This is a genomic window from Bradyrhizobium sp. HKCCYLRH1030, assembly GCF_051168395.1.
Classification (GTDB): Bacteria; Pseudomonadota; Alphaproteobacteria; order Rhizobiales; family Xanthobacteraceae; genus Bradyrhizobium.
In genome coordinates, this window is the sequence record NZ_JBNPUY010000013.1 from 45,102 (window position 1) to 70,910 (window position 25,809).

The following is a 25,809-nucleotide window of genomic DNA, read 5'->3' on the forward strand; positions in this document are numbered from 1 at the left end:
GGCGTGGGATCGGCGCCGTTTGATCCATGACAAGCCGCCCGGTCCCGGCCCTGTTATGCGCGAGTGGGACCCCGTTCGATCACGTCCTGTCCGGCCGTGATCGATCTCGACCGAGAGCGCCGACATGGAATCCGACCCGAACACCCGCAAGCAGGCCGTCGCCGTCGGCTACATCTTCCTCGCCGGCGTCGGCATGCTGCTGCTGCAATGGCTTCTGACGACCTACAACACGGTCGAGACGATTCCCTATAGCCAGTTCGAGCAGCTGATCGAGCAGGGCAAGATCTCCGAGGTGTCGGTCAGCCAGGACACCATCCAGGGCAAGTTCAAGGACAAGCAGTCCGACGGCAAGACGTCGTTCATCACCGCGCGCGTCGATCCGCCGCTGGCCGCGAAGCTTGCCGCGAAGGGCGTGACGGTGACTGGTGTGCCCTCGGGCGGGCTGATTCAGGCGCTGCTGTCCTGGGTCGTGCCGGCGCTGATGTTCTATCTCATCTGGGTGTTCCTCGGCCGCAAGGTCATGGATCGCCAGGGCTTCGGCGGTCTGATGTCGATCGGCAAGTCGCGCGCCAAGGTCTATGTCGAGACCGACACCAAGGTCACCTTCGCCGACGTCGCCGGTGTCGACGAGGCGAAGTTCGAGCTGCAGGAGGTCGTGCAGTTCCTGAAGGATCCGAAGAGCTATGGCCGGCTCGGCGCACACGTGCCCAAGGGCATCCTGCTGGTTGGCCCGCCCGGCACCGGCAAGACCCTGCTCGCCCGCGCGGTAGCGGGCGAAGCGGGTGTGGCGTTCTTCTCGATCTCCGGATCCGAGTTCGTGGAGATGTTCGTCGGCGTCGGCGCTGCCCGCGTGCGCGATTTGTTCGAGCAGGCCCGCAAGGCCGCGCCTTGCATCATCTTCATCGATGAGCTCGACGCGCTCGGCCGCAGCCGAAGCGTCGGCGGCCAGTTTGGCGGCTACGACGAGAAGGAGCAGACGCTCAATCAATTGCTGGCGGAGCTCGACGGCTTCGACCCAAGCTCCGGCGTCATCCTGCTCGCCGCGACAAACCGGCCGGAGATCCTCGATCCCGCGCTCATGCGCGCCGGCCGCTTCGATCGCCAGGTGCTGGTCGACCGTCCTGACAGGGGCGGGCGGCTCGCAATCCTCAAGGTGCATGTCCGCAAGATCACGGTGGCCGACAGCGTCGATCTCGACAAGGTCGCGGCACTGACGACCGGCTTCACCGGCGCCGACCTCGCCAACCTGATCAACGAGGCCGCGATCGCGGCGACCCGCCGCAAGGGCCACGAGGTGACGTTCGACGATTTCACGATGGCGATCGAGCGCATCGTCGCCGGCATCGAGAAGAAGAGCCGCGTGCTCAGTCCCGCCGAGCGCCGCCGTGTCGCCTATCACGAGATGGGTCATGCGCTGGTCGCGGCCAATCTCGTCGGCGTCGATCCGGTGCAGAAGGTCTCGATCATTCCGCGCGGCGTCGGCGCGCTCGGCTACACGATGCAGCGCCCGACCGAGGATCGCTTCCTGCTCGCGGTCAGCGAGTTGAAGAACCGCATCGCCGTGCTGATGGGCGGACGGGCTTCCGAGCAGTTGATCTTCGATGGCGATGTCTCGACCGGTGCCGCCGACGATCTGCAGCGCGCGACCGAGATCGCGATCGAGATGGTCACCAAATACGGGATGGATGCGACCGTCGGGCAGCGCACCTACGCGCCGCGTCCACAGGTGTCGTTCCTGCAGCCACAGGATCAGATCGTGTCGGCGGCGGAGGAGACCGGGCGCGAAATCGACCTCGCCGTCCGGGATCTGATTGCAGACGGCGATGCCCGTGCCAGGGCGATTCTCGAAAGCCATCGCCCGGACCTCGAGCGCGGCGTCGCGCTCCTGATTGCCAAGGAGACGCTGACCGCCGATGAGTTCGCGCCGTTGCGGCCGGCCTCCGCTGCGGTCCCGGTCCGGGATGCCGTTGCCCCGAGCTGATCCGGGATTCTACGGAGGGCGTTCGCAACCGAACTCTAACCATCGCCTGATCAGTTAACCAGCGGCTCACCTTGACAGATCGAGGTCGTCGATCGGGGACCGGGCGGAGTTCGTTGCGTGCTGCTGAACAACCTGAAGATTGCCCCCAAGCTCGCCATCGTCGTCGGCGTGGCGATGCTGGGCCTTGCCGCGGCCGGTACGTTTGCCGGCACTCTGATGCAAAAGGAGATGGTCAATGCCCGCATCGAACAGTGCCGGGCGATCGTCGAGACCGCGCGTAACATGGCCCTCGGCCTCATCAAGGATGTCGAAGCCGGCAAATTGACGAAGGAGGCCGCGCTCGACGAGTTCGTCAATCGCGGGAGAACGATGACCTTCGACAAGGGCACGGGCTATCTGTTCGCCTATACGATGGACGGCAATGTGGTGCTGTCCCAGGATCCGAAGCAGCGCGGCTCGAATGTGATCGATTTCGAGCTCAACGGCCGTAAGCTCGTCGTCGAGCTGCGCGACGGCGTTGCCAAGGATGGCGAAGTCACCTTGCACTACGAATACCTGCGCCCCGGCCAGGAGCAGCCGACCCGCAAGATCTCCTATGCCGTGATGATTCCCGGTTGGAATACGTTCGTGGGCACCGGCGTCTATGTTGACGATCTCGACGCGAAGATGAAGCCGCTGAAATGGCTGATCTGGATGGCCTGCGCAGGCATCGCGGTCGTCGCCGGCGGGATCGCCTGGCTGATCAGCCGCAGCATCAGCGTGCCGCTCGATCGTCTCGGCGTCCGCATGCGCGAGATCGCCGATGGCCGGCTCGAGGGCGAGATTCCCGGTGTCGGCCGCGGCGACGAGATCGGCGGGATGGCCTCCACTGTCCAGATCTTCAAGGACAACGCGCTGCGGATGCGCGAGCTCGAGCAGGCCGAGGCCGCCACCCAGCAGCGTGCGGCCGCCGAGCGGACCGCGGCCATGCAGAATTTGGCCGCCGACTTCGAGCGCAGCGTCAACGGCATCGTCCGCTCGGTGGCGTCGGCGGCCGAGAGCATGCAGCACACCGCGCAATCGATGACCTCGACCGCGAGCGATGCCAGCTCGCGCGCCTCGACCGTCAGCGCCGCCACCCAGAGCGCCAATGACAATGTCGGCACGGTCGCGGCCGCGGCCGAAGAGCTGTCGAGCTCGGTCAATGAGATTTCGCGCCAGGTCGCCCGTTCCAGCGAGATTGCGAGCAAAGCCGTGGGCGACGCGGAGCGCACCAATGCCACCGTTCAGGTGCTGTCGACCGGCGCCGAGAAGATCGGCGAGGTCGTCAAGCTGATCCACTCGATCGCGGCGCAGACCAACCTGCTGGCGCTGAACGCCACCATCGAAGCCGCGCGCGCCGGCGAGTCCGGGAAGGGCTTTGCCGTCGTCGCCTCGGAGGTGAAGGCACTCGCCAACCAGACGGCGAAGGCGACCGAGGAGATTTCGGCGCAGGTCGCGGCGATGCAGACCTCGACCCAGGATGCGGTCACCGCCATCAGCGGCATCACCCAGACCATCGCGCAGATGAGCGAGATCACCAATTCGATCTCGACCTCGATCGCCCAGCAGGGCGACGCGACGCGCGAGATCGCGCGCAACATCCAGTCGGTCGCCGCCGGCTCGAACGAGATCAGCGCGCACATCGGCGGCGTGACCAAGGCGGCGGAAGCGACAGGCATGGCTGCCGCCGAGGTGCTGTCAAGCGCACGTGAGCTCGACAGCCAGTCGAGCCTGCTGCAGCAGGCCGTCGATGGCTTCATGGCGAAGGTGCGCACGGCCTAGTCGCAGCGGTGATGGACCGGGCCTGGCCTTGAAAGCACGGCGTGAGCTTGCAGGCGCTCACGCGACCTTGGTGCGGCCGGTGCGGGAGGCGATGATCACGCCGGCGATGACCAGCGCGTAGCCGATCAGATGAAACGGCTTCAGCTCCTCGCCGAGCAGCAGGATCGCCAGCACCGAGCCGAACAGCGGCACCAGATGTAGAAACGGCGCGGCGCGGTTCGGCCCGATCAGGCCGATGCCGCGATTGAAGAACAGATAGGCGAGCGTCGAGGCGAACACCACGACGTAGCCGAGGGTCAGGAGCGATAGCAGATCGAGCTGCAGCACGAAGCCGGACGCGTATTCCCACGCGGCCAGCGGCAGCAGCAGCAGGGCGCCCAAGGCCGTGCAGCACGAGATCAGCGACAGCTGGTGCACGGCCGGCCGCCGCGTCATGACCGCCGAGTAGATCCCGAACACCAGCAGCGCCCCGGCGAACATCAAGTCACCGCGGTTGAACTGAATGGCGGCCAATGCGCCGAGGTCTCCGCGCAGCAAAATGACCAGCACGCCGGTCAAGGATATCGCGATGCCGGCGAACTGCGCCGCCGTCAGCCTGACCCCGAACAGCACGAGCGACCATAGCGCTACGAACAGGGGGGCCGAGGATTGGATCAGCAGCCCGTTGAGCGCCTGGGTGTACTGCATCGCCCAGTAGGACAGCGCATTGTTGATGGCGAAGCCGGTCAGCGCCAGCACCAGCAGCAGCGGCCAGCTGGCCAGCAAGGTACGCCAGTCGCGTACGAGATGCGTCCGCGCGAACGGCCACAGCATCAGGAAAGTTCCGATCCAGCGGATGCAGGACAGGGTCAGCGGCGGCACGTGCCCGGCGACATAGCGCGCCAGCACGATGTTGCCGGCCCAGAACAGCGAGGCCAGCGTCAGAAGCAGATAGGGCTGGTTGTTGAGCCAGGCCAGCGGCGAGGTCGGATGCGATGCGGTGGGCAAGGAATCGGCTTCTCTTGTTGACCGGAGCTTGTGCCCGAAATGGCGGGCGGGACAAGAGCGCCGGGCGGAAGGCCGCCATGTCGAAATACCAATGGGCCTCCTTTACAAAACGAATATTCGTTTTGTATGCTCGTCGCAGACGGGAACGCCATCGAGCCGACAGCCGCAACCCTGCAACGGCTCGGCAGGAGCTGCACATGCCGAAACTCAAGCCCGAGACGATGGCCGCGCGCCGGGACGAGATCCTGCAGGCCGCCGAGGCCTGCTTTGCCCGGCAGGGATTCCATCAGACCACGATCGCCGATGTCATTGCGCAATCTGGTTTGAGCGCGGGCTGCATCTACGGCCATTTCGCCAGCAAGGAAGAGCTCATTCAGGCGATCGGCGAGCATCGCCATGCCCGTGATGCCGCCCTGTTGGCCACGGCGCGTGAGATTTCTGATCCGTTGGAAGCGTTGCGCGCCATTGCGCGCGCCTCGTTGGCAGACATGCAAAAGGAAGAGGGCCTGCGCCACCGGCGCATCGCGCTGCAGCTCTGGGCCGAGGCGCTGCGGGACGATGATATCCGCGCGCAGGTGACGGACGGTGTGCGCAAGCCGGCCGTCTTGATCACCGAGCTGCTGCAGCGGGGCCAGCGGCTCGGCGTCATCGACCGCTCCGTTCATCCACGCAGCATGGCCCGCACGATCGTCGCGATGTTCCAGGGGTTCGTGCTGCAGCGATTGTGGGGCGAGCCGTTCTCGTCATCCGAAGCGATGGCCGCATTCGAGACGCTGCTGACGGGACTCGCGGCGCGGCGATGACCTGAAGCGACTGCCTCTCCAACCGTACCGGGCGGGTCTCAATGATGAGCGTTCCTGATCTCATTGGCGGTCTCGGCACCGGGCTGGTCGGCGGCTTCACTTCGGGGCTGCTCGGCGTCACTCCCGGCGGTGGGCTCGTCGTGTTCGCGGTCATGCTGCTCGGCGCCGAGCAGCATGCCGCGCAAGGGCTCTCGCTGGTCGCGCAGATCCCGCCGACCAGTGCGGCCGGCATCAGGCGCTATTGGGATAGCGGCAATCGGGTGACGGCTGCGGTGTTGCTCTGGCTCGGCCTGGGATTCCTGGTCGGCGGCATCGTCGGCGCACTGATCGCGAACTGGACGACGGCGGCGGTCCTGCAATGGGCCTATGTGATCTACCTATTCTTGCTCGATGCTCTGCTGCTGCGCAGGCGACGGGCGAAGGAGTCCGCCGAAGCAACCGGCGCCGCGCCGGATCCACATCGAGCAGCGCTCCTTGCAGTTGGCTGCGCGGCCGGCGTGTCCTCAGGCTTTCTTGGGATCGGCGGCGGGCTCGCGACGGTGGTTGGCTTGAGCGCGGTGCTGGGCATGGCACAGCACCGCGCCCAGATGATCAGCCTGGCGCTGACGCTGGTGCCCACGACGCTTCCATCCGCCTGGATCTACTGGCGGCACGGCGCCATGCCGGCCTGGCCCACCCTCGTCGCGGTGATCGTCGGCCTCGCGGTCGGCACCGATGTCGGCGCGCGTCTCGCGAACCGCGTTCTGCCGGAACGGTTGCGCGTCCTGCTGGTGGGCTTTGTGTCGCTGATGGCCGTCTGCATGACGCTCAAGGCGCTCGGATGAACCGTTCGCCTCATGTCGCCTGCTTGCGCGAGGCCGCGTAGACGCCGCTCAGCACCAGGGCGAAGCCGATCACGTGGAAGATCTGCGGCCGCTCGCCGAGGAAGACGAACGCCATGATCGAGCCGAACACCGGCACCACGTGGAAGAACGGCGCTGCGCGGTTGGCACCGATCAGAAGAACGCCGCGGTTGAAGCACAGATAGGCGATGGTCGAGGGAAAGATCGCGACGTAGAGCAGTGACAGTAGGTTCTGGGTGTCGAGCGCCATCACCGGGCGCGTGTTGAGCTCCCAGATCAACAGCGGAATCAGGCTCGCGGCTCCGCAGCCGAAGGTGAAGGCGACCATCGACAGGCCATGGATTTGCGGTCGCTTGATCGTCAGCACCGAGTAGAAGCCGAACACCGCCATCGCGACCAGGAAGATCAGGTCGCCCTTGTTGAAGCTGATGTCGGCGAGCGCCGCCGGATGGCCGCGCGTGAGGATCAGCAGCACGCCGACCATCGACAGCACGATGCCGATGGCCTGCGCCAAAGTGAGATGCACGCGCAGCAGCAGCATCGACCAGAGCGCCACGATCAGCGGGCCGCCGGATTGCAGCAGCAGCGTGTTGAGCGCCTGGGTGTATTCGAGCGACCAGTACTGCAGCGTGTTGAAGGCGCCGATGCCGGTCACCGACAGCGCGATCATGACGCCGAGCTTGGAGCGGATTGCCGGCCAGTCCTGGCGAAGCTGCTTCCAGGCCAGCGGCAGAATGATCAGGAACGCCAGCGACCAACGCAGGAACGACAGGGTGACAGGCGGAATGTGCCCGGCAGCCAACCGGCCGACGATCGCGTTGCCGGCCCAGCACAGCGCGGTGATGCTGAGCAGCACATAGGGTTGGTTGGCGATCCAGGCGCGCGCGGGCGCGGCGGACGCGGTGGGATCGGCGGCAGACATGCGGCGGTGTTGGCCCCGGTTCGTGCGCCGCGGCATCCGGCCCGGTCATCCCGGCCGCTGGTCCTCCCCGGCCTCGTCGACAGACACCAATTGCAGCTGCCTATCAAGAGGGCAGATGCATCGCGACTATGCAGCGGCGCTGGTCATGAACCGCGGTGGTGATGCCGCCGGTGAGTTCGCAAGGTCGTGGACTGTACGGCGACCGATTTGAGACCTTCGGCGCAGACCAGATAGGCGATAACGAGAGCCGCGATGGTGGCCAGCACGGCGATCGGCGGCACCACGAAGCCGAACCAGGCGCCGGCCGGGGTGAAGGGCACGACGAGCGCGACGGCGAGCGCGGTCAGTGACGACGCAGTCAGCATCGGATCGGCGCGGTTGCTCCATGGCCGTCCGTTGGTCCGGATGATGAAGATGACGAGGATCTGGGTCGCCATCGATTCGAGGAACCAGGCCGTCCGGAACTCGTCGGGCGTCGCATGGAACAAATAGAGCAGGGCGCCGAAAGTGAGAAAATCGAACAGCGACGACAGCGGGCCCATGATCGCGGCAAAGCGCAGCAGCCGCTTCATGTCCCAGCGCTGCGGCCGCGCGGTGGCCTGCGGACTCACACGATCGAACGGGATGCCGAGTTCGGAGAGATCATAGAGCAGGTTGTTGAGCAGGATCTGCGTCGGCAGCATCGGCAGGAAGGGCAGTATGATCGAAGCGACCGCCATGGACAGCATGTTGCCGAAATTCGAGCTCGCGCCCATTCGCACGTATTTCAGGATGTTGGCGAAGGTGCGCCGCCCTTCCTCCACACCGTCGGCGACAACCTCGAGATCGGAGGCGAGCAGGATGATGTCGGCGGCGGATTGCGCCACGGCGGTGGCGCCGTCGACCGACAGGCCGATGTCGGCCACCTTCAGCGCCGGCGCGTCGTTGATGCCGTCACCCAGGAAGCCGACGACGTGGCCCGAGGCCTGCAGCGCCTTGACGATGCGCGATTTCTGATCGGGGGCGAGCCGGCCAAACGCGTCGGCCGAGCGCACCTGCACCGCGAGCGCGTCATCGCTGAGTTCGGCGATGTCGCTGCCGGACAGCACGCGATCCGCCCTCAGTCCGACCAGCCCGGCCAGTCGCTTGACCACGACCGGATCGTCGCCGGAAAGGATCTTCAGCGCGATGCCGGCGCGCGCAAGCTGTGCGATGGCCGCGGCTGCGGTCGGCTTGGGCGGATCGGCGAACGCGCACAGACCCTCGAAGATCAGTTCCTGCTCGTCATCGGTCTCGATCTCGCGCGGCGCGCCGGTCCAGGGCCGTGACGCGATTGCGACCGTGCGCAGGCCCTCGCGCGCCAGCGCGTGAACGCGCGCGCACATCTCGTTGCGGCCGCTGGCGTCGATCGGCGTAGTCGCGCTGCCCTGCCGTTGCTGCGTGCAGAGCTCGATCACCGCCTCTGGCGCGCCCTTCACGATCAGGATCTGATCTGCTCCGCGGATCGCCAGCACCGAGCCGAGCCGGCGCGAGAAGTCGAAGGTCTGCTGTCCGCCCAGGGTCCATCCTGCTGCCGCACGGTCCGCGCCGGCGATGAGCGCGGTGTCGAGCGAGCCCCGATCGCCGCCGAGCGCGGCAGCGATCGCGCCGAGCTCCGCGGCTCGCGGGTCGTCGCTGCCGTCGGGCGCGATGCTTCGGGCGAGCGTGATCTCTGCTGAGGTCAATGTTCCCGTCTTGTCGGTGCACAGCACCGACATCGCGCCGAGATCATGGATCGCCGCGAGCCGCTTCACGATCACCTTGCGGTTGGCCATGCGAAGCGCGCCGCGCGACAGGGTCACGGTGGTGATCATCGGCAGCAGCTCGGGCGTCAGTCCGACGGCCAGCGCCACCGAGAACAACAGCGAGTCGAGCACATCACGGCCGAACACGACGCGCACCGCGAGCACGATCACGACCAGCGCCAGCGTCAGCCGCGCGATGACGAGGCCGAACTCGTGCAGGTCGCGCTCGAACGGCGTGCGGGCCTGCTCTTCGGCCAGCGCCGAGGCGGCAGCGCCGAACATCGTGTTCGGCCCGGTGTTGACGACGAGCGCGACGGCCTCTCCGGTCTGAGCCACGGAGCCACGAAACAGCGCATTCGACGTGTCGTTCTCATCGCTGGGAATACCGGCCTGTTTCGTCACGGGATAGGGCTCTCCCGTCAGCGCCGCCTCGCCGGCAGTGAAGGCCTTGCTTTCGATGATCAGCGCATCGGCAGGAACGATGTCGCCCGCGCGGACGCGCAGGATGTCTCCGGGAACGACGGCGTCGACGTCGATCTCGCGATAGGCGCCGTCCCGCTTGACCTCGGCCTTCAGGGCCACGGAGCGGCGGAGCTCCTCGGCCGCCTTGACGGCATGCCCCTCCTGAACCGTATCGAGTCCGATCGACAGCGTGAGGATGAGGACGATGATGGCGCCGCCGATCACGTCGCCCGTCACCATCGAGATGATGCCGGCCACCAGCAGGATCAGCGATAGCGGCTCGAGCAGGCGGCGGAGCACGGCGCGCATCGGCCCCACGACATGCGATGGGGAGTCGGCATTCCGGCCGTAGCGTTGCAGCCGCTGCTCGGCGTCGGCTCTGCCGAGGCCGTCCAGGTCGCAGCCCAGCGCTGCGCCTGCCTGCGCAGGCGACAGGCGCCAGAACCGGTGTAGGCCGGGGGTCGTATCAGTGCTCACATGCGTCCGTTCATGTTCGTGGATGATTGGTAATGGTCATCATGCCTGATTTGCATGAACGATCGTCCGCCGGTTGACCTAGCGCAACATCCTGCTGTCGCGATCCCCTAGCTTTGTGTGCAATGCGCCGCGGGCTGACGGCCGCACTCAAGGAATGGATGGCGCGTCACTGGGCATCATCCGCATTGACGAGTTTGTGTTGACGACCATGGCCGATCATGCCGCAGCTCTCCCTTCCCCTACGAAAGCCGCCGTTGGTCCGACCGTCCTAGCGGCGGTCTGGGCGCATCGCTGGTTTGCTCTCGCCATCATCGTGCTGCTCGGCCTTGGCGGCTGGCAAAGCGTCCGGGTCATGCTTGGGCCTGCCATCGTGGTCGATCAGGTCCGGCGCGGCAACCTCGTCGAGACCGTCGTTGCCAGCGGTCACGTCGAGACGCCGTTCCGCGTCGAGATCGGCAGCCAGATCACCGGCACCGTCGAGGAGGTGCTGGTGCTGGAAGGCCAGCACGTCACCAAGGGCCAGCCGCTGATCTCGCTGGAGTCGCGCGAGCTGAAGGCTGCGGTGGTGCAGGCACAAGGGCAGGTGGCGCAGGCCGAGGCGCGGATGCGCCAGCTCGCCGAGCTGACCTTGCCGTCGGCGAAGGAGGCCTTGCGCCAGGTGCAGGCGACCTTGCTCAATGCTCAGCAGACCTATGACCGGACGTCGCAGCTGACCGGCAACGGCTATGCCACGCGCGCGGCGCTCGACGAGGCCCAGAAGACGCTCGACGTTGCGCTGGCCCAGAAGCGTGCCGCCGAATTCCAGGTCTTCACGGCGAGCCCCGGCGGCAGCGACTACGTCATGGCCGAGACGCAGCTGAACCAGGCGCGCGCCAATCTCGACACGGCGCAGTCGCGTCTCGGCTATGCGACGATCTCGGCGCCGCGCGACGGCGTGCTGATCACGCGCAGTGTCGAGCGCGGCACCGTGGCGCAGCCCGGCAAGACGCTGCTCGTCCTGGCGCCTGCCGGCGATCTCCAGCTCGTCCTGCAGATCGACGAGCGCAATCTCGGCAAGCTGGCGCTCGGCCAGACGGCGCTCGCGTCGGCCGATGCCTACCCCGACAGGCGCTTCCCCGCTGTGGTCAGCTACATCAATCCCGGCATCGATATTTCCCGCGCGTCCGTCCAGGTCAAGCTGATCGTCAAGGACCCGCCCGACTATCTGCGCCAGGACATGACGGTGTCTGTCGACATCGAGGTCGCCTCCCGCAAGGATACGCTGGAGCTGCCGGTGCGCTCGGTTCACGATATCACCTCGGGACAGCCCTGGGTGCTCGGGGTGAAGGACGGCCGCGCCGCCCAGCAGCCGGTGCGCGTCGGCATCCGCGGCAACAGCCATGTCGAGATCGTCGACGGCCTGAACGCCGGTGACATCGCCGTGCCCCAGAGTTCCGGCATCCTGACCGGCCAGCGCTTCCGCCCGGTGCTGCCGTGAACCGCTGGCTGCCCTTCGAGTGGATCGCGGCGGTGCGTTTCCTGCGCGAGGGCCGGCTGCAGACCTTGTTCATCATCGGCGGCATCGCGATCGGCGTCGGCGTCATCGTGTTCATGTCGGCGATGCTCGCCGGCCTCGAGGCCAATTTCATCAAGCGGGTGCTGACCTCGCAGCCGCAGATCCAACTGCTGACGCCGGATCAGGTTGCGCGTCCCCTGCGCAACGACAATGGCGTGATCGAGGATGCCATCGTGCAGCGTCCGAGCCAGCGCGTGATCTCGATCGATCAATGGCCGAAGATCCGCAATCAGATGCTGGCGATGCCGGAGATCTCGGCGGTATCGCCGACCATCTCCGGCTCCGCCCTCGCCATTCGCGGCGACGCCAGCCGCGCCGTGACGCTGTCCGGCATCGAGCCGGAGAGCTACTTCACAATCGTGCGCGTGCCGGACTACATCGTCGCCGGCGAGCCGCGGCTGACCAGCGAGGACATCATCATCGGTACCGAGCTCGCCAGGGATCTCGGCGCGATCGTCGGCGACAAGCTCAATGTTCAGGCCGCATCCGGCGCCAACCGGGTGCTGATCGTGACTGGCCTCGTCGACCTCGGCAGCAAGGGCGCCAATCAGCGCTCCGCCTATGTCGCGCTGCGCACGGCGCAGTCGCTGCTCGGCATGGTCGGCGGCGTCACCACGATCGACATCACCGTACGGGACATCTATGCCGCTGAGGACATTGCGCAGCGCATCCAGGCCGCCAATCGCGTCAAGGCCGACAGTTGGATCAAGACCAACGCGCAGTTCTTCACGGCGGTGCGCGCGCAGGCGACATCCAACACGCTGATCCGCGTCTTCGTCGCGCTCTCGGTCGCGTTCGGCATCGCGGCCGTGCTGATCGTCTCGGTGATCCAGCGCTCCAAGGAGATCGGGATCCTGCGTGCGATGGGCACCTCGCGCGGACAGATCTTGCGCGTGTTCCTGCTGCAGGGCGGGCTGCTCGGCTTCGTCGGCTCGCTGTTCGGCGCGGCAATGGGCGCGGGTGCGCTGATCTATTGGCATGCGGTGCAGCGCCAGGCCGATGGCTCGGAGTTGTTTCCATTGATCCTCGAACGCCGATTGTTTCTCATCACGGCCCTGCTCGCGACGGTGACGGGCCTGCTCGCCGCGACCGCGCCGGCGCTGCGCGCGGCCAAGCTCGATCCGGTGGTGGCGATCCGTGGCTGAGGTCCTGCTGCGACTGGAGAAGGTCTGCAAGGCCTACAATGTCGGGCTGCCGACCGAGACCGAGGTGCTGCACGACATCGACATCGAGGTCGACCGCGGCGAGTTCGTCGCGCTGATCGGTCCGTCCGGCTCCGGCAAGAGCACTCTGCTGAACATCGTCGGTCTCTTGGACCGGCCGACCTCCGGCCGGTTGGCGATCAAGGGCCAGGATACTGCGTCGCTCAGTGATACCGAGCTCACCCATCTGCGCGGCCATACCATCGGATTCATCTTTCAGTCTCATCTCCTGATCTCTGCCTTCACGGCCAAGGAGAACGTGATGATGCCGCTGCTGGTCGATCGCGGCTTCCCGGGCCCCGAGATCGAGGCGCAGGCGTCGAAGCTGCTCGACCAGGTTGGGTTGGCGAAATTCGCCGACCATCTCGCGAGCAACATGTCGGGCGGCCAGCAGCAGCGGGTCGCGGTGGCGCGGGCGCTGGCGATGAACCCCGATCTGGTCCTGGCGGACGAGCCGACCGGCAACCTCGACACCAAGTCTGCCGAGGCGGTCTTTGGCCTGATGCGCGACGTCAATCGGGAGGTCGGCACGAGCTTCCTGCTCGTCACCCACAACCTTGATCTGGCCCGGCGCTGCGATCGCATCATCGAGGTTGTCGACGGCCGCATCCAGAGCTGAGGGCGGGCCGCTTCGATCGTAGATTCGCCGCCGTTCGGGGGCTCAATGGAACTGCCCGGGTCGATGCGCCGCCAGAAGCGCACGGCCGGGTCGCCCGATCCGCAGCCGGGGCGGCTTGAAATTTTGGGGCTTATCAAAGGCTTGGTGGCGCTCTTGTGTGCTCCGAAGGCCCGTTCTCGCTTGCCTAGCCCGGCGGCTTCCTTTATCCGGTGGGTCGCCTCGCAAGCGAGCGGTCCTGGCCGCGATTTGGGCTGGGCGCATGGTTGGCCAGGCTGGCCCCTCATCGGAAGCGATTTCGTCCGAACCGATCGTGCTGTTTTGGATCTTGGCAGAGGAAAGAGCTGCGAATGGCTAACGTCGTCGTCGTCGGCGCCCAATGGGGTGACGAGGGGAAGGGCAAGATCGTCGACTGGCTGTCGGAGCAGGCCGACATCGTCGTTCGCTTCCAGGGCGGCCACAACGCCGGTCATACGCTTGTCATCAACGGCGCGACGTACAAGCTGGCGCTGCTGCCGTCGGGCGTGCTGCGCACCGGCAAGCTGTCGGTGATCGGCAATGGCGTCGTGTTCGATCCGCAGGCCTTCCTGGACGAGGTCGGCAAGCTCCAGTCGCAGGGCGTCGCCATTAGCCCGGACAATCTGCGCGTTGCCGAGAACGTCACGCTGATCCTGCCGCTGCACCGTGAACTCGACGCGCTGCGGGAATCCGCGAGCGCGGCGACCGCGATCGGCACCACCCGCCGCGGCATCGGCCCGGCCTATGAGGACAAGGTCGGCCGGCGCGCGATCCGGCTGATGGACCTCGCCGATCTCGATACGCTGCCGCACAAGATCGACCGCCTGCTCGCGCACCATAATGCGCTCCGCCGCGGCCTCGGCCTCGAGCCGATCGACGGCCAGCAGATCCTGCGCGAGCTGACCGCCTTCGCGCCGAAGCTGCTGCCCTATGCGGAGACGGTCTGGCGGCTGCTCGACATCAAGCGCCGCGAAGGCAAGCGCATGCTGTTCGAGGGCGCGCAGGGTGCGCTGCTCGACGTCGACCACGGCACCTATCCCTACGTGACCTCGTCCAACACGGTGGCGGCGCAGGCGGCCACCGGCGCCGGCCTCGGGCCGGGCGCGATCGGCTACGTGCTCGGCCTGTGCAAGGCCTACACGACCCGGGTCGGGCAGGGGCCGTTTCCGACCGAGCAGGACAACGAGACCGGCCGCAAGATCGGCGAGCGTGGCCGCGAATTCGGAACGAATACCGGCCGGCCGCGTCGTTGCGGCTGGTTCGATGCGGTCCTGGTCCGTCAGGCGGTCCGGACCTGCGGCATTAACGGTCTTGCGCTGACCAAGCTGGACATTCTCGATGGTTTCGACACCATCGATGTCTGCACCGGCTACAGGCTGGACGGCAAGGAGATCGATCATTTCCCGGCAGGTGAGGGCGCGCAGTCCAGGGTCGAACCGATCTACGAGACGATCGAAGGCTGGAAACAGCCGACGGCGAACGCGCGCTCCTGGGCCGATCTGCCGGCACAGGCCATCAAATACGTCCGGCGCATCGAGGAACTGGTGGGTTGCCCGATCGCGCTGCTTTCCACCAGCCCCGAACGCGAGGATACTATTCTGGTCCAGAATCCCTTCGAGGCGTGACGGGACCCGACAGCTGAGCGCGCGAATTGAGTTGATATGGCCGACTACTACCCGCTGATAGCCCGTGCCATTGCCGGATTGGACCCCAACGCTCCCGGGGAAAGCCGGCGTGCGCTTTACGAGCGGGCCCGGGCGGCGTTGATCGCACAGTTGCGCAGCGTCCAGCCGCCGCTCAGCGAGTCCGAGATCACGCGCGAGCGGCTGTCGCTCGAGGAGGCCGTTCGCAAGGTCGAGGCGGAAGCAGCCCAGCGTGCCCGCGAGGCGCAGCGGGCGTCCAGTGGCGCTGCCCGCCCAGGCGATGCGCTCCGGCGGGCCGGTGCGCGCAATTCGGATGCTCCGGCACCCCCCTCGGCTCAGCCCACTCCGACTCCAGACCAGGCCGCCACTGCCGCCCCCCGGCCACGACCGGCGGCACCGGCTGCTGCCCGGGCCGAGCGGCCGCCGCTCGGCGCCGAAACGGCCGAGCTGCGTCCGGCGCGCAATCCGCGACCGGAAGCGCCGCCGGCTGCCGCTGGCGCACCAGCTGTGCCACCGCGGCCCCAGCCGCCTCAAACGCCTCCACAGGATGGGGCGGCGCCTCCCGTGCGCGAACGTCCGGCTGCCGCCCGCCGCGGTGCTCAGGACAACGGCAATCCGGCAACGCCGCCCGCCATGCGCGGCTTCCGCGACATCACCGCTGATGTCGACGATCTCGGCAAGGCCACCGCCCAGGCCAACCGCGCGGCGCGCAAGACCTACGCCAACGTTCCGGCCACCGATCTCGATCGGCTCGAGGGCGACGACGATGACCGGCCGCCGCTGCCCGAGGCGCCGTACTCCTATGACGAGTCGGTCCAGGAGGCCGAGCGCTACGCGCTGCCGGCCACCTCGACCCGCCAGCGTGGCGCCGCTCCGGATCGCGAGGGCAAGAAGAAGCCGGAGCGCAGCGGCTCGACCTTTCCGTTCAAGGCCGCCATCGCCGCCGGGATCGTGCTGATCCTGATCGGCGCCGGAATTCTGTGGGGCCGGCCGCTGGTCGGGATGGTCAACGGCCTGTTCAAATCGTCCTCGACGGTCGAGGCGCCCAAGGACACCGGCGCGCCGCTGAGCAAGCCGAAGATCACCGACCGCGTCGGCCAGTCGCCGTCCTCGGACCAGATCGCGCCGGTCGCACAGCGCGTCGTGCTGTATGACGAGGATCCCGCCGATCCGAAGGGCAAGCAGTACATCGGCTCGGTGGTCTGGCGTACCGAGCAGATCAAGGCGACGGGCACGCAGAAGGCCGATATCGCGGTGCGCGCCGACATCGAGATTCCCGATCGCAAGTTCAAGATGACGATGTCGTTCCGCCGCAACACCGACACGTCGCTGCCGGCGAGCCACACCGCCGAACTCACCTTCATCCTGCCGCAGGACTTCTCGGGCGGCGGCGTCGGCAACGTGCCGGGCATCCTGATGAAGTCCAACGAGCAGTCGCGCGGAACGCCGCTGGCGGGCCTTGCGGTGAAGGTCACCGACGGCTTCTTCCTGGTCGGCCTGTCCAACGTCGACGCCGACCGGACCCGCAACGTGCAGCTCCTGAAGGAGCGCTCCTGGTTCGACGTTCCTTTGGTCTACACCAATCAGCGCCGGGCCATCATCGCGATCGAGAAGGGTGCGCCGGGCGAGCGCGCGTTCAACGACGCCTTCGCGCTGTGGGGTGATTGAGCAGGCCGCACGCGCCTCGCGCGTTCGGCGAATCGCCGAGGCAGGAGATTGGGCATGAAGCGATATCTCATCTTCGTTGCCGTAGGCCCGGCGCTGGGCGGCTTCGCGCTGCTCCTGGTCACGACCTACATGTCCGGTTATTGGACCAACACCAATCCGGGCGAAGTGGCCAAGCTGTTCAAGGTCTTCGTCACCTCGCTGCAATACAGCTACCTGTTCGGCTTCTTGCCGGCGCTGATGATGTGCGCGATCGACGACATCCTGTTCCACGTCAGGCGCATCGGGCCGACGTTGCGGATGCTGCTGGTGGGCGGCATCGCCTTCCTGCTCGCGGCCTTCAACTACGCCTCGCATGGCTCCGAATACGGCATCGTGCAGTGGATCCTGTACGGGCTGGTCGGCTTCATCCCGGCGACGGTGTCATCGTGGCTGGTGCACAGATTCGTTGAGGAGCCGCAGCCGGCGGTCGCTACTGAGCCGCCGACTGCGTAGCGCGATCGCACGGCCCGGCCGGCCTATCTCCCATTGCCGCGGCACCGGCCGCCGGGGCCGATGTGAAAGCCGCGCGGACAGGCGTGGGCCGCCGGATTGGCAAAGTTGCGCAGGCACCCGCCATACGGGCCCCGATGCCAGCCCGGACCGCATCCGCCGGCGACCTGGATGACCACAGGCCCCGATCCGGTCTTGATCGAAGCCAGCGGCAGCGCCGATGCGCTGACGGTCAGCGCGCCCAGGAGGATTGTGCTGAGGGTGATGGTTCGCATCGTCGATCTCCGTCGTGTCGGTGGTGAATGAGCTAGCCGCCGGCCGCGAAAGCGATGCCGGCCCGGACCTCGCCGATCGCCTGGTCGATCAGCGCCAGCGCGCGCTCGCGATGCCCACCCTTGTTCGGTGTCGCCTGAGCGAGCTCGGCGCGCGCGGACTGCAGCATCGTGACGGTTGCGGTCATGTGCGGCTGCGCACCGAGCGCGTAGCCGATACCGATGCCGGCCGTGAGGGCGGCGCCGAGGCCGAGCCTGCGGGCGGCGGAAGACAACTTCATTTCATTCTCTCCTTGCGCTCATGCTGTCGACTAGGAAGGTTGAGGTCCGCACGCGTGCGTCCCTCCGCATCGCTAGTTGAACCAGTTGCCGCTGTCTTGGACTAATCGGCACGAACCGGCGCGCGATTTGGACTGGTCGGCACTCTCGGTCCCTTCCTGAAGGCTTGTGGGGATTTCAGCGGCCGTTCATCCTGCGGCTGCCACATTGATCTTGTTGCCTCCAGACTATTTCCTTTGCCTCGGATCCGATTTCGATGACCATTGTCAGGAAAGCACTGTCGACCGACATGCTGCCGAAAGGGCTCGACGACAGGCAGCGCTATTTGTGCTTTGCGGAATTGTTCGAGCACTTTTCCAACACCGGCGATCTCGACCCGGCCGACGACGTGCCCTTTCGCGCTGCAATGAACGCGATCCACATCGGCACCACGCTGCTCGGCCGTTGCGACGGCACCTTCACTCGCGTGCGACGAGAACGACGCCAGGTGCTCGCCACCAACGACGACCGCTATTGCCTGGCGCGCAACGCCGGCAGCCGCGAGGCGATGGTCGTTCATCGCGGACGCGAGTTCGCGCTGCGGCCCGGCGCCATGGTGCTGCTCAAGCTCGATGAGCCGTTCTTCAGCGCCGATGGCGCGAGCCACAAGCGCTTCGTCAACGTGCATCTGCCGATGGTGACGCTGCGATCGATGGTGCCCGCCGTCGATGATCTGGTCGGACGGGAATTGGAGCCCGGAGGCGCGCTCTCGCTCGCCATGGACTACAGCGAGCTGTTGCTCGGCCGCCCCAGCGCAGCCGACCAGGCGGGCCCCGCGATCGCGCAGCATCTCCTCGACCTAGTTGCGCTCGGCCTTGGCGTTCGCGGTGACGTGATGCTGAAGGCCCAGCGCGGCGGCTTGCGCAGTGTTCGCCTGAGCGGCGTGCTCGCGATTCTGAACAGCCGCTTCACCGAGCCGGATTTTTCGGCGCAGAAGCTCGCCGTCGCGGCCGGGCTGTCCGAGCGCTACGTCAATGACCTGCTGCATGAGGCCGGCGCCGGCTTCTCGGCCCGGCTGAACGAGCTGCGCCTGCGCAAGGCCATGGACCTGCTGGCCGGCGGCGGACGCCGCATCAGTGACATCGCGTTTGCCTGCGGCTTCAACGACCTGTCCTATTTCAACCGCTGCTTCCGGCGCCGCTTCGGGCTGACGCCGACCGGCGCCCGGGGCCGCTAGGCGAGACAAGGCGACGGTTCGACGCAACTTGTGCCGAGCCCCGCGCGTTGCCATCTCATGGGTATGCAAGACCACATGGCTCCCTCGCCCCGCCGCGGACGCGCCTCGCAGGCGCACTTCGACGCCAATGAGGCGCGCGGACCGATCATCGACCAGGACGGACGTGAGATCCCGCAGGGCTCCTTCCGGTCCTCGTTCAACGGCGCCTTCGTCGGTCCGGACGGTGTGCGCTTCGATTTCAACACCGCCAATCCCTTCGGCAATCTGACCCGTGAGCAGCGCATCGCGCGGCTGGAGGCCGTGGCGAAGCTGCTCGACGTCGCCTTCGTCCTGCCCGGCACCAACATCCGCTATGGCATCGACGGCATCATCGGCCTGATCCCGGTGGTCGGCGACCTCATCGCGACCGCGCTGTCGCTGTGGCTGGTGCGCGAGGCCCGTGCGCTGGGCGCGCCCTGGCACGTCATTACGCGGATGCTGGGCAATGTCGCGGTCGAGGGGGTGATCGGCATGGTCCCCGTCGCGGGCGACGCCTTCGACGTGCTGTTCCGCGCCAACATGCGCAACGCCAAGATCCTGCGGCGGTGGCTGGATACCCAGTCGCGTTGAGGCGCTGCGAGACCGGGCCAAAACCTCGCAAACCGACCCCCATAAAAAAACTGCCCCGCGCGAGGCGGGGCAGGGTGTTGAAGACTGGTCTGGCAGCCGTCAGGCCGCATCGGCGTCCTGCGCCTTGTCGACCCCCCGGCGCGGCAACGGAAACGCCTCGCTCTCATACAAGGTGCGGATGCCGTTCTGGTCGAAGCGGGCTTCCTCGACCTGCAGGTAGGCGCCATTCAGCGAATCCGCAGGCAACTCCTCCATGGCGAAGCGCACGGCTTCAGCCGCGGTGCCGAACCGCCGGTAGGCGAAGCCCGCCCGCTTCTTCTTGCGGATGGCGGCGGGAAACAGTTCGGCAGAGGTGTTGAAGTTGAACGGACGCAGTGGACGCATGGTCTGAGACCTCTTCTTGTCGGCTGGAAGCGCTGACGCGAGCTTTCAAAACATTCAGCTTGGCAATGACGCCAGCGATTGCGGGGGTGGAGGGCGGGATTTGCCGCTCCAGGCGGCCCGGCCCTGCATAGTCAGTTACGGTCTCTAATATAGGCCGATTTGGCAGAAATGCGAATCCTGCACGCTCACATCGTAAATCCGGCCTGGTTCGGGGCCTACTGAAATATCCTATTTTTTCAATGGTTTAATCGATCCACAACTTGTGAATGCAGGAGAGCCCGATCTGCACGGCTAAAATCTCGCCCCTGGTGGCCGGTTTTGGCCCCCGGCGCCGCGCCGGCCGCCAGCCCAGCGGCCCCGATTACCGTCCGTGACGGAACCGGGGCCGATGGAGACGTCACCGCGGCTTCAGCTTCAGGGCCGCCGAGTTGATGCAATAGCGCAGGCCGGTCGGCCCCGGGCCGTCGGGAAAGACATGGCCGAGATGGCCGGAGCATTTCGAGCACAGCACCTCGGTGCGGACCATGCCGTGGGTATGGTCGGTCTCCTCGTCGATGTGGCTCTCCGTCGCCGGCTGGGTGAAGCTCGGCCAGCCGCAGCCGGAGTCGAATTTGGCGTCGGACTCGAACAGGGTCTGGCCGCAGCCGGCGCACACATAGGTCCCGGCGCGATGCTCATGCTCGTATTCGCCCGAGAACGGGCGCTCGGTCGCCTTCTCGCGCAGCACGGCGTACTGCATCGGCGTCAGCTCCTCGCGCCATTCCGCCTCGCTCTTGATGACCTTGTCGCTCGTCTTGGTGTCGCTCATCCCGTTGTCCTCCGGGCGGACCGAACTGGTCCGCTCCCTCTCATTGCGCTGATCGGCCTCGGTCGCGGCCGCAGGTCGTCGCCTCAGTTCGTTACCCAGTTAGTTCGTCGCCTCAGTTCGTTGCCTTGGCCTCGCCGACCAGCGTCGGCTTCTCGACATAGTTCTCCGCGAAGATCTTCTTCAGATTCTCGATCTTCGGCAGGTCGTTATAGGCAATATAGGGCTGGCTCGGGTGCAGCGTCAGGTAGTCCTGATGATAGGCCTCGGCCGGATAGAACGCGTCGAGCTTGCCGATCTTGGTGACGATCGGCTTGCCGAACACCTTGGCCTTTTCGAGCTGGGCGACATAGGCCTCCGCGACCTTCCTCTGCGCCTCCGAGGTGGTGAAGATCGCCGAGCGATATTGCGGTCCCGAGTCCGGGCCCTGTCGGTTCAACTGGGTCGGATCGTGCACGACCGAAAAGAAGATCTGCAGGATCTTGCCATAGGAGATCTTCTTTGGGTCGTACTTGATCTGGACCGATTCCGCGTGGCCCGTCGTGCCGCTCGAGACCGTGCGGTAGTCGGCCGTGGCCTTGGTGCCGCCGGCATAGCCGGACACGGCGCTGACCACGCCGGCCGTGTGCTGGTAGACGCCCTGGACGCCCCAGAAGCAGCCGCCGGCGACGACAGCGGTTTCCAGCGCGTCGGAGGCCGCCTGGTCCTGGGCCGGCGGCGGGATCACAACGGCCTGCTCGGCGGCGTGCAGCGGCTGCCAGGCCAGGATGCCGGCCGCCATCGCACCGAGCACGGCTGTCTTGACGAAAAGGGAGCGGGTGAGGCGCATCTTCGGATCCTCGTGAGGGGGGCTTGTCTCGTCTCGCCGGCCGGAAACACTGGCCCGGTCCGGCCTCTGCTGCAAGATACGTCGGTGCCCGGCCGGCGTTACGGGGGACGTGACACGACTGCGTGAACAGGCGGGTGGCGCGAGGCGTGCGCTATCGCCCAATGGGTGCCGGGACGGCGCTGGGAGTTGTGGCGAGAGCGTTCCAGGCATGGTGATCTGTTCTCGCGGCCCGAATTGCCCGAGGGATGCCGGTTCATTGGCCCTCCGAAAGCGGAGGGCGCAGGGAAGGCCGGACCTCGACTGAGGCCCGTGGCCCGCCTGCGGAAAAAATGCAGGCGGCAGGTACCACAGGTTCAGCCGGACAGATCCGGCCCTCCCTGCGCGATGGTTTTAACGCTTATACGTGCTCTCCCCGGGGACCGGCTGTCTTGCCCCCGTCGCCGGCGGATCATCACCGCCAGCTTGGCCTCAGCGTCGGGAGGCCAGGACCACACGCTTTCGCCGTCCGCGCCATGCCGTTCGTCCGCAGGCGCTTCACCCGCTGCAACATGCCGCATCCATCGCATTTCGCTGCCAACGTCCGTGACGATCGCGATACGTCCCCTGCCGTGCAACGAAACGCAGGCATCATAAGCCTGATTTGGGCACGGCGCGAAATGATTTATGTTTTTCAGAAGACCTTGACAGCTTTTGTCGTCGCCGGCCGATTTGCCCGACGGGCCGAACGGCGCTGCCGCATGCGAGGAAGGTGCAGTGATTCATGCATGGGTGGGCAGCTACGAGATTCACCATAGTCGATATCGTCGACGGCGCGACGCGCGACGTCCAACCCGCCAGGTCACGATCCCATCACGCTTCGCCGATCCTCGAACCATGATGTCATTCCATTGTCGCGGTCGTGATGCCGGCGCGGCGGGACGCCGCGAATATTTCCTCCATCCGATGGTCAATACAGAGGCGGTCGCGCCTCGACCGGCAGGGCCCTGACCAGGGCATCGATCAATCGAGTGCGCGCTCTCCGCCCCTTGAGAACCTGGAGAACAATCATGACAATGTGGAAATCGAAGGCGGCAGCCGTGCTGCTGTCGATGGCGACTGCCGCGCCTGCATCGGCGCAGGGTTGGTTCTACGGCGAGCAGGAGCCGGGGGCGTTTCAGGCGATGTATCCCGATCGCGACGTGCTCAACGGCGGCGCACTGACGCCGGCGGGACGAATGGGCCTGGTGCGCGCCTCCGGCGCGGTGCTCGTGTTTCCGCCGCCGGCTCATCTCCGCCCGTATGATCGGCGGCCGCAGCGGCGATGACGCGTCGCCCGGAAGGCGCCCTATGATCGGCTGCCCGGACAGCGGCTGCCGCGCTACGTCTGAGCGATGGGCGCGATCACGAACGGCCGTCGGCTCGCGCGGTCGTGATTGGGATGCCGCTTTCGCCTGCCTACATCATCGCCTGCGTGAACTGGTGCGCAACAGGGAAGACCAATCATGATCGCATTCAGGAGCCTGGCGGCAGCTCTGCTGATGTCGACGCTGGCGGCCACCGCGGCATCGGCCCAATTCTCCGAGCCGGCGGCCTATGCGGCCATGCATCCCGAACGCGACGTGCTCAATGGCGCCGCGCTGACGCCGGCGGCGCAGGCGGAACTGGCCCGCCGTGGCACGTCGGCCTTTCCGAATGCAAATGCAGCGATGCCTCCGGCCGATCGCGTGGGGCCGCATCGGCGTCATCGGCGCTGAGCGCGTCGCCTCAGTTGGCGTGCTCCTCGCGCTCGTGGATGACGCTGGCGCGGCCGACGATGAGATCGTCGACCTGGCCGATGCGTGAGACGTCCTTGCCGGCATAGGGCAGCGAATGCAGCACGCAGCGCATCGCGTTCAGCCGCGCCCGCTTCTTGTCGTCCGACTTGATCACGGTCCACGGGCAGTCGGCGGTGTCGGTGGAGAAGAACATCGCCTCCTTGGCGCGGGTGTAGTCGTCCCATTTGTCGAGCGAGGCGGTGTCGATCGGCGACAGCTTCCATTGCTTCAACGGATGCGCCTCGCGCTCCTTGAAGCGGCGGCGCTGCTCCTCGCGGCTGACCGAGAACCAGAACTTGATCAGGTGCATGCCGCTGCGTACGAGGTTGCGTTCGAACTCCGGCACCTGGCGCAGGAACTCGTCATATTCGGCCTGCGAGCAGAAGCCCATCACGCGCTCGACGCCGGCGCGGTTGTACCAGGAGCGGTCGAACAGCACGATCTCGCCGGCGGTCGGCAGGTGCTCGACATAGCGCTGGAAGTACCATTGGCCGCGCTCGACGTCGCTCGGCTTGTCCAGCGCCACGACGCGGGCGCCGCGCGGATTGAGATGCTCCATGAAGCGCTTGATGGTGCCGCCCTTGCCGGCGGCATCGCGGCCCTCGAACAGCAGCACCAGGCGTTGCCGCGCATCCTTCATCCAGTTCTGCAGCTTGAGCAGCTCGGTCTGCAGGATGAATTTCTGCTCCTCATAGTCCTTGCGATACATCCGGTATTTGTAGGGGTAGCCGCCCTGGCGCCAATTGTCGGCGAGCTCGTCGGAGGTGTGGCGCCTGTCGCGCTTGGCTTGTTTGCCTTCGATCAGCGCCTTCATCAGCTTGGCATCGTCGGGTGCTGCGCCGTCCAGCATCGCCCTGATCGGTGCGCTGTCGGCGTCGAGCGCCGGCGGTCCGTTCAGCACGGTCTCGAACGCCGACAGCCCGGTGATCTGCGCAGCCTGCATCTGTTCGTCGACCAGCGACTGGGCGATCGGATCGAGCCCCGCAGCCGATTGCCGGCGCGGGGCGCGCATGGTGGCGGCTGCGCGCTTCATGCGTCGGCCATTGGAGGCCTTGGCTTTCGTGGTCTTGGACTTTGCCATGCGATTCCGCTGCCTGCTGTTGGTTTAACAGAGATGTGAATCGATTTTTATCCGCCAAGGACCCTGCGTCAGGTTGACGTGGATCAACCGGCCGCAGGTGGGTACCAGCGAGGCGAGCGAAATCGTCTCGCGCGGTAAAGCCGGCGTTACACCACGATCGACAGCCGCTTCGCGGCCCGTGTGATTCCGGTGTAGAGCCAGCGGGCGCGGCTCTCCTGGAAGGCAAAGCTCTCGTCGAACAGCACCACGTCATCCCATTGCGAGCCCTGCGACTTGTGCACGGTCAGCACGTAGCCGTAGTCGAACTCGTCGTAAGGCTTGCGCTGCTCCCACGGGATGTCCTCGATGCCGCCGCCGAAGCATTCGCCGCGCACCGAGACTTTCGTCACCTTGCGTCCGAGATCCTCGTCGGGCGCGACCCGCATCGTCACGATCTTGGATTTCGAGGTCGCGCGCGACTTCACCCGCCATAGCCCGCCATTGAACAGGCCCTTCTTGCGGTTGTTGCGCAGGCAGACCAGCTTGTCGCCGGCGACGGGGAGGGCGTCCTCGATGTCGAGGCGCTGTCGAAAGCGGTTGTTGTAGGCGCGGCGGGTGGCGTTGCGGCCGACCAGCACCTGGTCGGCCTCCATCACGCGCGACGGATCGAGCTCTCGGCGCTCCACCACCTCGCTCTCGCCGTAGCGGCCGATGTCGAGCGTGTTGCCTTCGCGCACGTCCATCGACATCCGCACGATCGGATCGTCCTTGGCTTGGCGATGCACCTCGGTGAGCATCACGTCGGGCTCGCTCTCGGTGAAGAAGCCGCCGCCCTTGACCGGCGGCAGCTGCGCGGGATCGCCGAGCACCAGCAACGGGCAGTCGAAGGACAGGAGATCACGGCCGAGATCGGCGTCGACCATCGAGCATTCGTCGATGATGATCAGCTTGGCCTTGGACGCCGGCGCGTCGTCCCACAATTCGAAGTTCGGCTGCTCCTCGCCGCTCTCCTGCGCGCGATAGATCAGCGAGTGGATGGTGGAGGCATTGTCGCAGCCCTTGCTGCGCATCACCAGCGCCGCCTTGCCGGTGAAGGCCGCGAACTTGACCTCGCCGTTGACGTCTTCGGCGATGTGGCGGGCCAGCGTGGTCTTGCCGGTTCCGGCATAGCCGAACAGCCGGAACACCTGCGGCGTGCCGTTCTTGCCCGGCTTGGCTTTCAGCCAGTCGCCGACGGCCTTGAGGGCGGAATCCTGATGCGGAGAGAAGGTGGTCATGGCTCAACGAAATGGAGCCGCGCGGCGACTCGGGGACATTCCGTGAACCTAAGG

At 66.4% G+C, this 25,809-nt stretch carries 24 protein-coding genes; 14 read left to right on the forward strand and 10 right to left on the reverse strand.

Annotated elements, in window-relative coordinates:
- Positions 1 to 124: 124 nt before the first annotated feature.
- A complete protein-coding gene (ftsH, locus tag ACQR1E_RS29830; RefSeq protein WP_315714130.1) occupies positions 125 to 1,981 on the forward strand; it encodes an ATP-dependent zinc metalloprotease FtsH in 1,857 nt (618 codons plus the stop codon).
- A 117-nt stretch (positions 1,982 to 2,098) separates the two neighbouring features.
- A complete protein-coding gene (locus tag ACQR1E_RS29835) occupies positions 2,099 to 3,784 on the forward strand; it encodes a methyl-accepting chemotaxis protein (protein WP_434897919.1) in 1,686 nt (561 codons plus the stop codon).
- A gap of 57 nt (positions 3,785 to 3,841) precedes the next feature.
- On the opposite strand, the gene ACQR1E_RS29840 is transcribed toward ACQR1E_RS29835, so the two are convergent.
- Positions 3,842 to 4,771: a DMT family transporter gene (locus ACQR1E_RS29840; protein WP_315750076.1), complete on the reverse strand. Its 930-nt coding sequence runs from the start codon at positions 4,769 to 4,771 to the stop codon at positions 3,842 to 3,844.
- A gap of 77 nt (positions 4,772 to 4,848) precedes the next feature.
- Between ACQR1E_RS29840 and ACQR1E_RS29845 the strand changes: the two genes are divergently transcribed.
- Positions 4,849 to 5,574 (forward strand): TetR/AcrR family transcriptional regulator, encoded by a 726-nt coding sequence (locus ACQR1E_RS29845; protein WP_434841376.1) that lies wholly within the window; start codon positions 4,849 to 4,851, stop codon positions 5,572 to 5,574.
- Between the two features lie 44 nt (positions 5,575 to 5,618).
- Entirely contained in the window at positions 5,619 to 6,398 is a 780-nt protein-coding gene (locus ACQR1E_RS29850) for a sulfite exporter TauE/SafE family protein (RefSeq protein WP_434841396.1), read from the forward strand.
- A 10-nt stretch (positions 6,399 to 6,408) separates the two neighbouring features.
- Here the strand turns inward: ACQR1E_RS29850 and ACQR1E_RS29855 are convergent, their stop codons facing one another.
- Entirely contained in the window at positions 6,409 to 7,338 is a 930-nt protein-coding gene (locus ACQR1E_RS29855; RefSeq protein WP_316201312.1) for a DMT family transporter, read from the reverse strand.
- Between the two features lie 143 nt (positions 7,339 to 7,481).
- The gene (mgtA, locus tag ACQR1E_RS29860; RefSeq protein ID WP_316201311.1) at positions 7,482 to 10,040 is read right to left on the reverse strand and encodes a magnesium-translocating P-type ATPase; all 2,559 of its coding nucleotides are present in this window, start codon (positions 10,038 to 10,040) and stop codon (positions 7,482 to 7,484) included.
- A gap of 208 nt (positions 10,041 to 10,248) precedes the next feature.
- On the opposite strand from mgtA, the gene ACQR1E_RS29865 reads away from it, so the two are divergent.
- The 6 genes from ACQR1E_RS29865 (at position 10,249) to ACQR1E_RS29890 (ending at position 17,234) form a co-directional block, all read left to right on the forward strand.
- On the forward strand, positions 10,249 to 11,517 hold the full coding sequence (locus ACQR1E_RS29865) for an efflux RND transporter periplasmic adaptor subunit (protein WP_434897931.1): 1,269 nt from the start codon (positions 10,249 to 10,251) through the stop codon (positions 11,515 to 11,517).
- Complete coding sequence (locus ACQR1E_RS29870; protein WP_315750080.1) at positions 11,514 to 12,740, forward strand: ABC transporter permease; 1,227 nt, start codon at positions 11,514 to 11,516, stop codon at positions 12,738 to 12,740. The genes ACQR1E_RS29865 and ACQR1E_RS29870 overlap by 4 nt, the downstream gene beginning before the upstream one ends.
- Positions 12,733 to 13,416 (forward strand): ABC transporter ATP-binding protein, encoded by a 684-nt coding sequence (locus tag ACQR1E_RS29875; RefSeq protein WP_315750081.1) that lies wholly within the window; start codon positions 12,733 to 12,735, stop codon positions 13,414 to 13,416. Before ACQR1E_RS29870 ends, ACQR1E_RS29875 begins: the two co-directional genes overlap by 8 nt.
- Before the next feature lie 347 nt (positions 13,417 to 13,763).
- Positions 13,764 to 15,056: an adenylosuccinate synthase gene (locus tag ACQR1E_RS29880; protein ID WP_315714139.1), complete on the forward strand. Its 1,293-nt coding sequence runs from the start codon at positions 13,764 to 13,766 to the stop codon at positions 15,054 to 15,056.
- A 36-nt stretch (positions 15,057 to 15,092) separates the two neighbouring features.
- Complete coding sequence (locus ACQR1E_RS29885) at positions 15,093 to 16,742, forward strand: hypothetical protein (RefSeq protein ID WP_434897920.1); 1,650 nt, start codon at positions 15,093 to 15,095, stop codon at positions 16,740 to 16,742.
- A gap of 54 nt (positions 16,743 to 16,796) precedes the next feature.
- Positions 16,797 to 17,234 carry a DUF5413 family protein gene (locus tag ACQR1E_RS29890; RefSeq protein WP_315750083.1) on the forward strand — a complete coding sequence of 146 codons (438 nt, stop codon included), beginning with the start codon at positions 16,797 to 16,799 and terminating at the stop codon, positions 17,232 to 17,234.
- Between the two features lie 23 nt (positions 17,235 to 17,257).
- On the opposite strand, the gene ACQR1E_RS29895 is transcribed toward ACQR1E_RS29890, so the two are convergent.
- Both ACQR1E_RS29895 and ACQR1E_RS29900 read right to left on the reverse strand, forming a co-directional pair.
- On the reverse strand, positions 17,258 to 17,506 hold the full coding sequence (locus ACQR1E_RS29895; RefSeq protein ID WP_434897921.1) for a GCG_CRPN prefix-to-repeats domain-containing protein: 249 nt from the start codon (positions 17,504 to 17,506) through the stop codon (positions 17,258 to 17,260).
- Positions 17,507 to 17,538: 32 nt separating this feature from the next.
- The gene (locus tag ACQR1E_RS29900) at positions 17,539 to 17,784 is read right to left on the reverse strand and encodes a hypothetical protein (protein WP_015669168.1); all 246 of its coding nucleotides are present in this window, start codon (positions 17,782 to 17,784) and stop codon (positions 17,539 to 17,541) included.
- A gap of 254 nt (positions 17,785 to 18,038) precedes the next feature.
- Here ACQR1E_RS29900 and ACQR1E_RS29905 point away from each other — a divergent pair, with 254 nt between their 5' ends.
- Together ACQR1E_RS29905 and ACQR1E_RS29910 are read left to right on the forward strand one after the other, a co-directional pair.
- Positions 18,039 to 18,998: a helix-turn-helix domain-containing protein gene (locus ACQR1E_RS29905; protein ID WP_434897922.1), complete on the forward strand. Its 960-nt coding sequence runs from the start codon at positions 18,039 to 18,041 to the stop codon at positions 18,996 to 18,998.
- 75 nt (positions 18,999 to 19,073) lie between these two features.
- Positions 19,074 to 19,607: a DUF4112 domain-containing protein gene (locus ACQR1E_RS29910; RefSeq protein ID WP_315750086.1), complete on the forward strand. Its 534-nt coding sequence runs from the start codon at positions 19,074 to 19,076 to the stop codon at positions 19,605 to 19,607.
- A gap of 99 nt (positions 19,608 to 19,706) precedes the next feature.
- Here the strand turns inward: ACQR1E_RS29910 and ACQR1E_RS29915 are convergent, their stop codons facing one another.
- From ACQR1E_RS29915 to msrA, 3 genes are all read right to left on the reverse strand, one after another.
- The gene (locus ACQR1E_RS29915; protein WP_315714146.1) at positions 19,707 to 19,991 is read right to left on the reverse strand and encodes a hypothetical protein; all 285 of its coding nucleotides are present in this window, start codon (positions 19,989 to 19,991) and stop codon (positions 19,707 to 19,709) included.
- A gap of 397 nt (positions 19,992 to 20,388) precedes the next feature.
- Positions 20,389 to 20,799: a peptide-methionine (R)-S-oxide reductase MsrB gene (gene msrB, locus ACQR1E_RS29920; protein ID WP_315750087.1), complete on the reverse strand. Its 411-nt coding sequence runs from the start codon at positions 20,797 to 20,799 to the stop codon at positions 20,389 to 20,391.
- Between the two features lie 112 nt (positions 20,800 to 20,911).
- Positions 20,912 to 21,625 (reverse strand): peptide-methionine (S)-S-oxide reductase MsrA, encoded by a 714-nt coding sequence (msrA, locus tag ACQR1E_RS29925; protein ID WP_316176092.1) that lies wholly within the window; start codon positions 21,623 to 21,625, stop codon positions 20,912 to 20,914.
- Between the two features lie 1,046 nt (positions 21,626 to 22,671).
- Here msrA and ACQR1E_RS29930 point away from each other — a divergent pair.
- Both ACQR1E_RS29930 and ACQR1E_RS29935 read left to right on the forward strand, forming a co-directional pair.
- Positions 22,672 to 22,929: a hypothetical protein gene (locus ACQR1E_RS29930; protein ID WP_315714149.1), complete on the forward strand. Its 258-nt coding sequence runs from the start codon at positions 22,672 to 22,674 to the stop codon at positions 22,927 to 22,929.
- A 177-nt stretch (positions 22,930 to 23,106) separates the two neighbouring features.
- Positions 23,107 to 23,358, forward strand: coding sequence for a hypothetical protein (locus ACQR1E_RS29935; protein ID WP_434897923.1), 252 nt, complete (start codon positions 23,107 to 23,109; stop codon positions 23,356 to 23,358).
- A 10-nt stretch (positions 23,359 to 23,368) separates the two neighbouring features.
- On the opposite strand, the gene ppk2 is transcribed toward ACQR1E_RS29935, so the two are convergent.
- Both ppk2 and ACQR1E_RS29945 read right to left on the reverse strand, forming a co-directional pair.
- Entirely contained in the window at positions 23,369 to 24,499 is a 1,131-nt protein-coding gene (gene ppk2, locus ACQR1E_RS29940; RefSeq protein ID WP_434842748.1) for a polyphosphate kinase 2, read from the reverse strand.
- A 146-nt stretch (positions 24,500 to 24,645) separates the two neighbouring features.
- Positions 24,646 to 25,755, reverse strand: a complete 1,110-nt coding sequence (locus ACQR1E_RS29945; protein ID WP_316201308.1) for an ATP-dependent DNA helicase — start codon at positions 25,753 to 25,755, stop codon at positions 24,646 to 24,648.
- Between the last annotated feature and the right edge of the window lie 54 nt (positions 25,756 to 25,809).

Excerpts from the sequence above, each read along its gene's own strand:
- ACQR1E_RS29855 (WP_316201312.1), bottom strand. The coding sequence starts at position 7,338 with ATGTCTGCCGCCGATCCCACCGCGTCCGCCGCGCCCGCGCGCGCCTGG.
- ACQR1E_RS29850 (WP_434841396.1), top strand. The coding sequence starts at position 5,619 with ATGAGCGTTCCTGATCTCATTGGCGGTCTCGGCACCGGGCTGGTCGGC.
- ACQR1E_RS29915 (WP_315714146.1), bottom strand. The coding sequence starts at position 19,991 with ATGCGTCCACTGCGTCCGTTCAACTTCAACACCTCTGCCGAACTGTTT.
- msrA (WP_316176092.1), bottom strand. The coding sequence starts at position 21,625 with ATGCGCCTCACCCGCTCCCTTTTCGTCAAGACAGCCGTGCTCGGTGCG.
- ACQR1E_RS29880 (WP_315714139.1), top strand. The coding sequence starts at position 13,764 with ATGGCTAACGTCGTCGTCGTCGGCGCCCAATGGGGTGACGAGGGGAAG.
- ACQR1E_RS29890 (WP_315750083.1), top strand. The coding sequence starts at position 16,797 with ATGAAGCGATATCTCATCTTCGTTGCCGTAGGCCCGGCGCTGGGCGGC.
- msrB (WP_315750087.1), bottom strand. The coding sequence starts at position 20,799 with ATGAGCGACACCAAGACGAGCGACAAGGTCATCAAGAGCGAGGCGGAA.
- ACQR1E_RS29865 (WP_434897931.1), top strand. The coding sequence starts at position 10,249 with ATGGCCGATCATGCCGCAGCTCTCCCTTCCCCTACGAAAGCCGCCGTT.
- ACQR1E_RS29895 (WP_434897921.1), bottom strand. The coding sequence starts at position 17,506 with ATGCGAACCATCACCCTCAGCACAATCCTCCTGGGCGCGCTGACCGTC.
- ACQR1E_RS29945 (WP_316201308.1), bottom strand. The coding sequence starts at position 25,755 with ATGACCACCTTCTCTCCGCATCAGGATTCCGCCCTCAAGGCCGTCGGC.
- ppk2 (WP_434842748.1), bottom strand. The coding sequence starts at position 24,499 with ATGGCAAAGTCCAAGACCACGAAAGCCAAGGCCTCCAATGGCCGACGC.
- ACQR1E_RS29900 (WP_015669168.1), bottom strand. The coding sequence starts at position 17,784 with ATGAAGTTGTCTTCCGCCGCCCGCAGGCTCGGCCTCGGCGCCGCCCTC.
- ACQR1E_RS29905 (WP_434897922.1), top strand. The coding sequence starts at position 18,039 with ATGACCATTGTCAGGAAAGCACTGTCGACCGACATGCTGCCGAAAGGG.
- ftsH (WP_315714130.1), top strand. The coding sequence starts at position 125 with ATGGAATCCGACCCGAACACCCGCAAGCAGGCCGTCGCCGTCGGCTAC.
- ACQR1E_RS29930 (WP_315714149.1), top strand. The coding sequence starts at position 22,672 with ATGACAATGTGGAAATCGAAGGCGGCAGCCGTGCTGCTGTCGATGGCG.
- ACQR1E_RS29935 (WP_434897923.1), top strand. The coding sequence starts at position 23,107 with ATGATCGCATTCAGGAGCCTGGCGGCAGCTCTGCTGATGTCGACGCTG.
- ACQR1E_RS29845 (WP_434841376.1), top strand. The coding sequence starts at position 4,849 with ATGTCGAAATACCAATGGGCCTCCTTTACAAAACGAATATTCGTTTTG.
- ACQR1E_RS29885 (WP_434897920.1), top strand. The coding sequence starts at position 15,093 with ATGGCCGACTACTACCCGCTGATAGCCCGTGCCATTGCCGGATTGGAC.
- ACQR1E_RS29910 (WP_315750086.1), top strand. The coding sequence starts at position 19,074 with ATGGCTCCCTCGCCCCGCCGCGGACGCGCCTCGCAGGCGCACTTCGAC.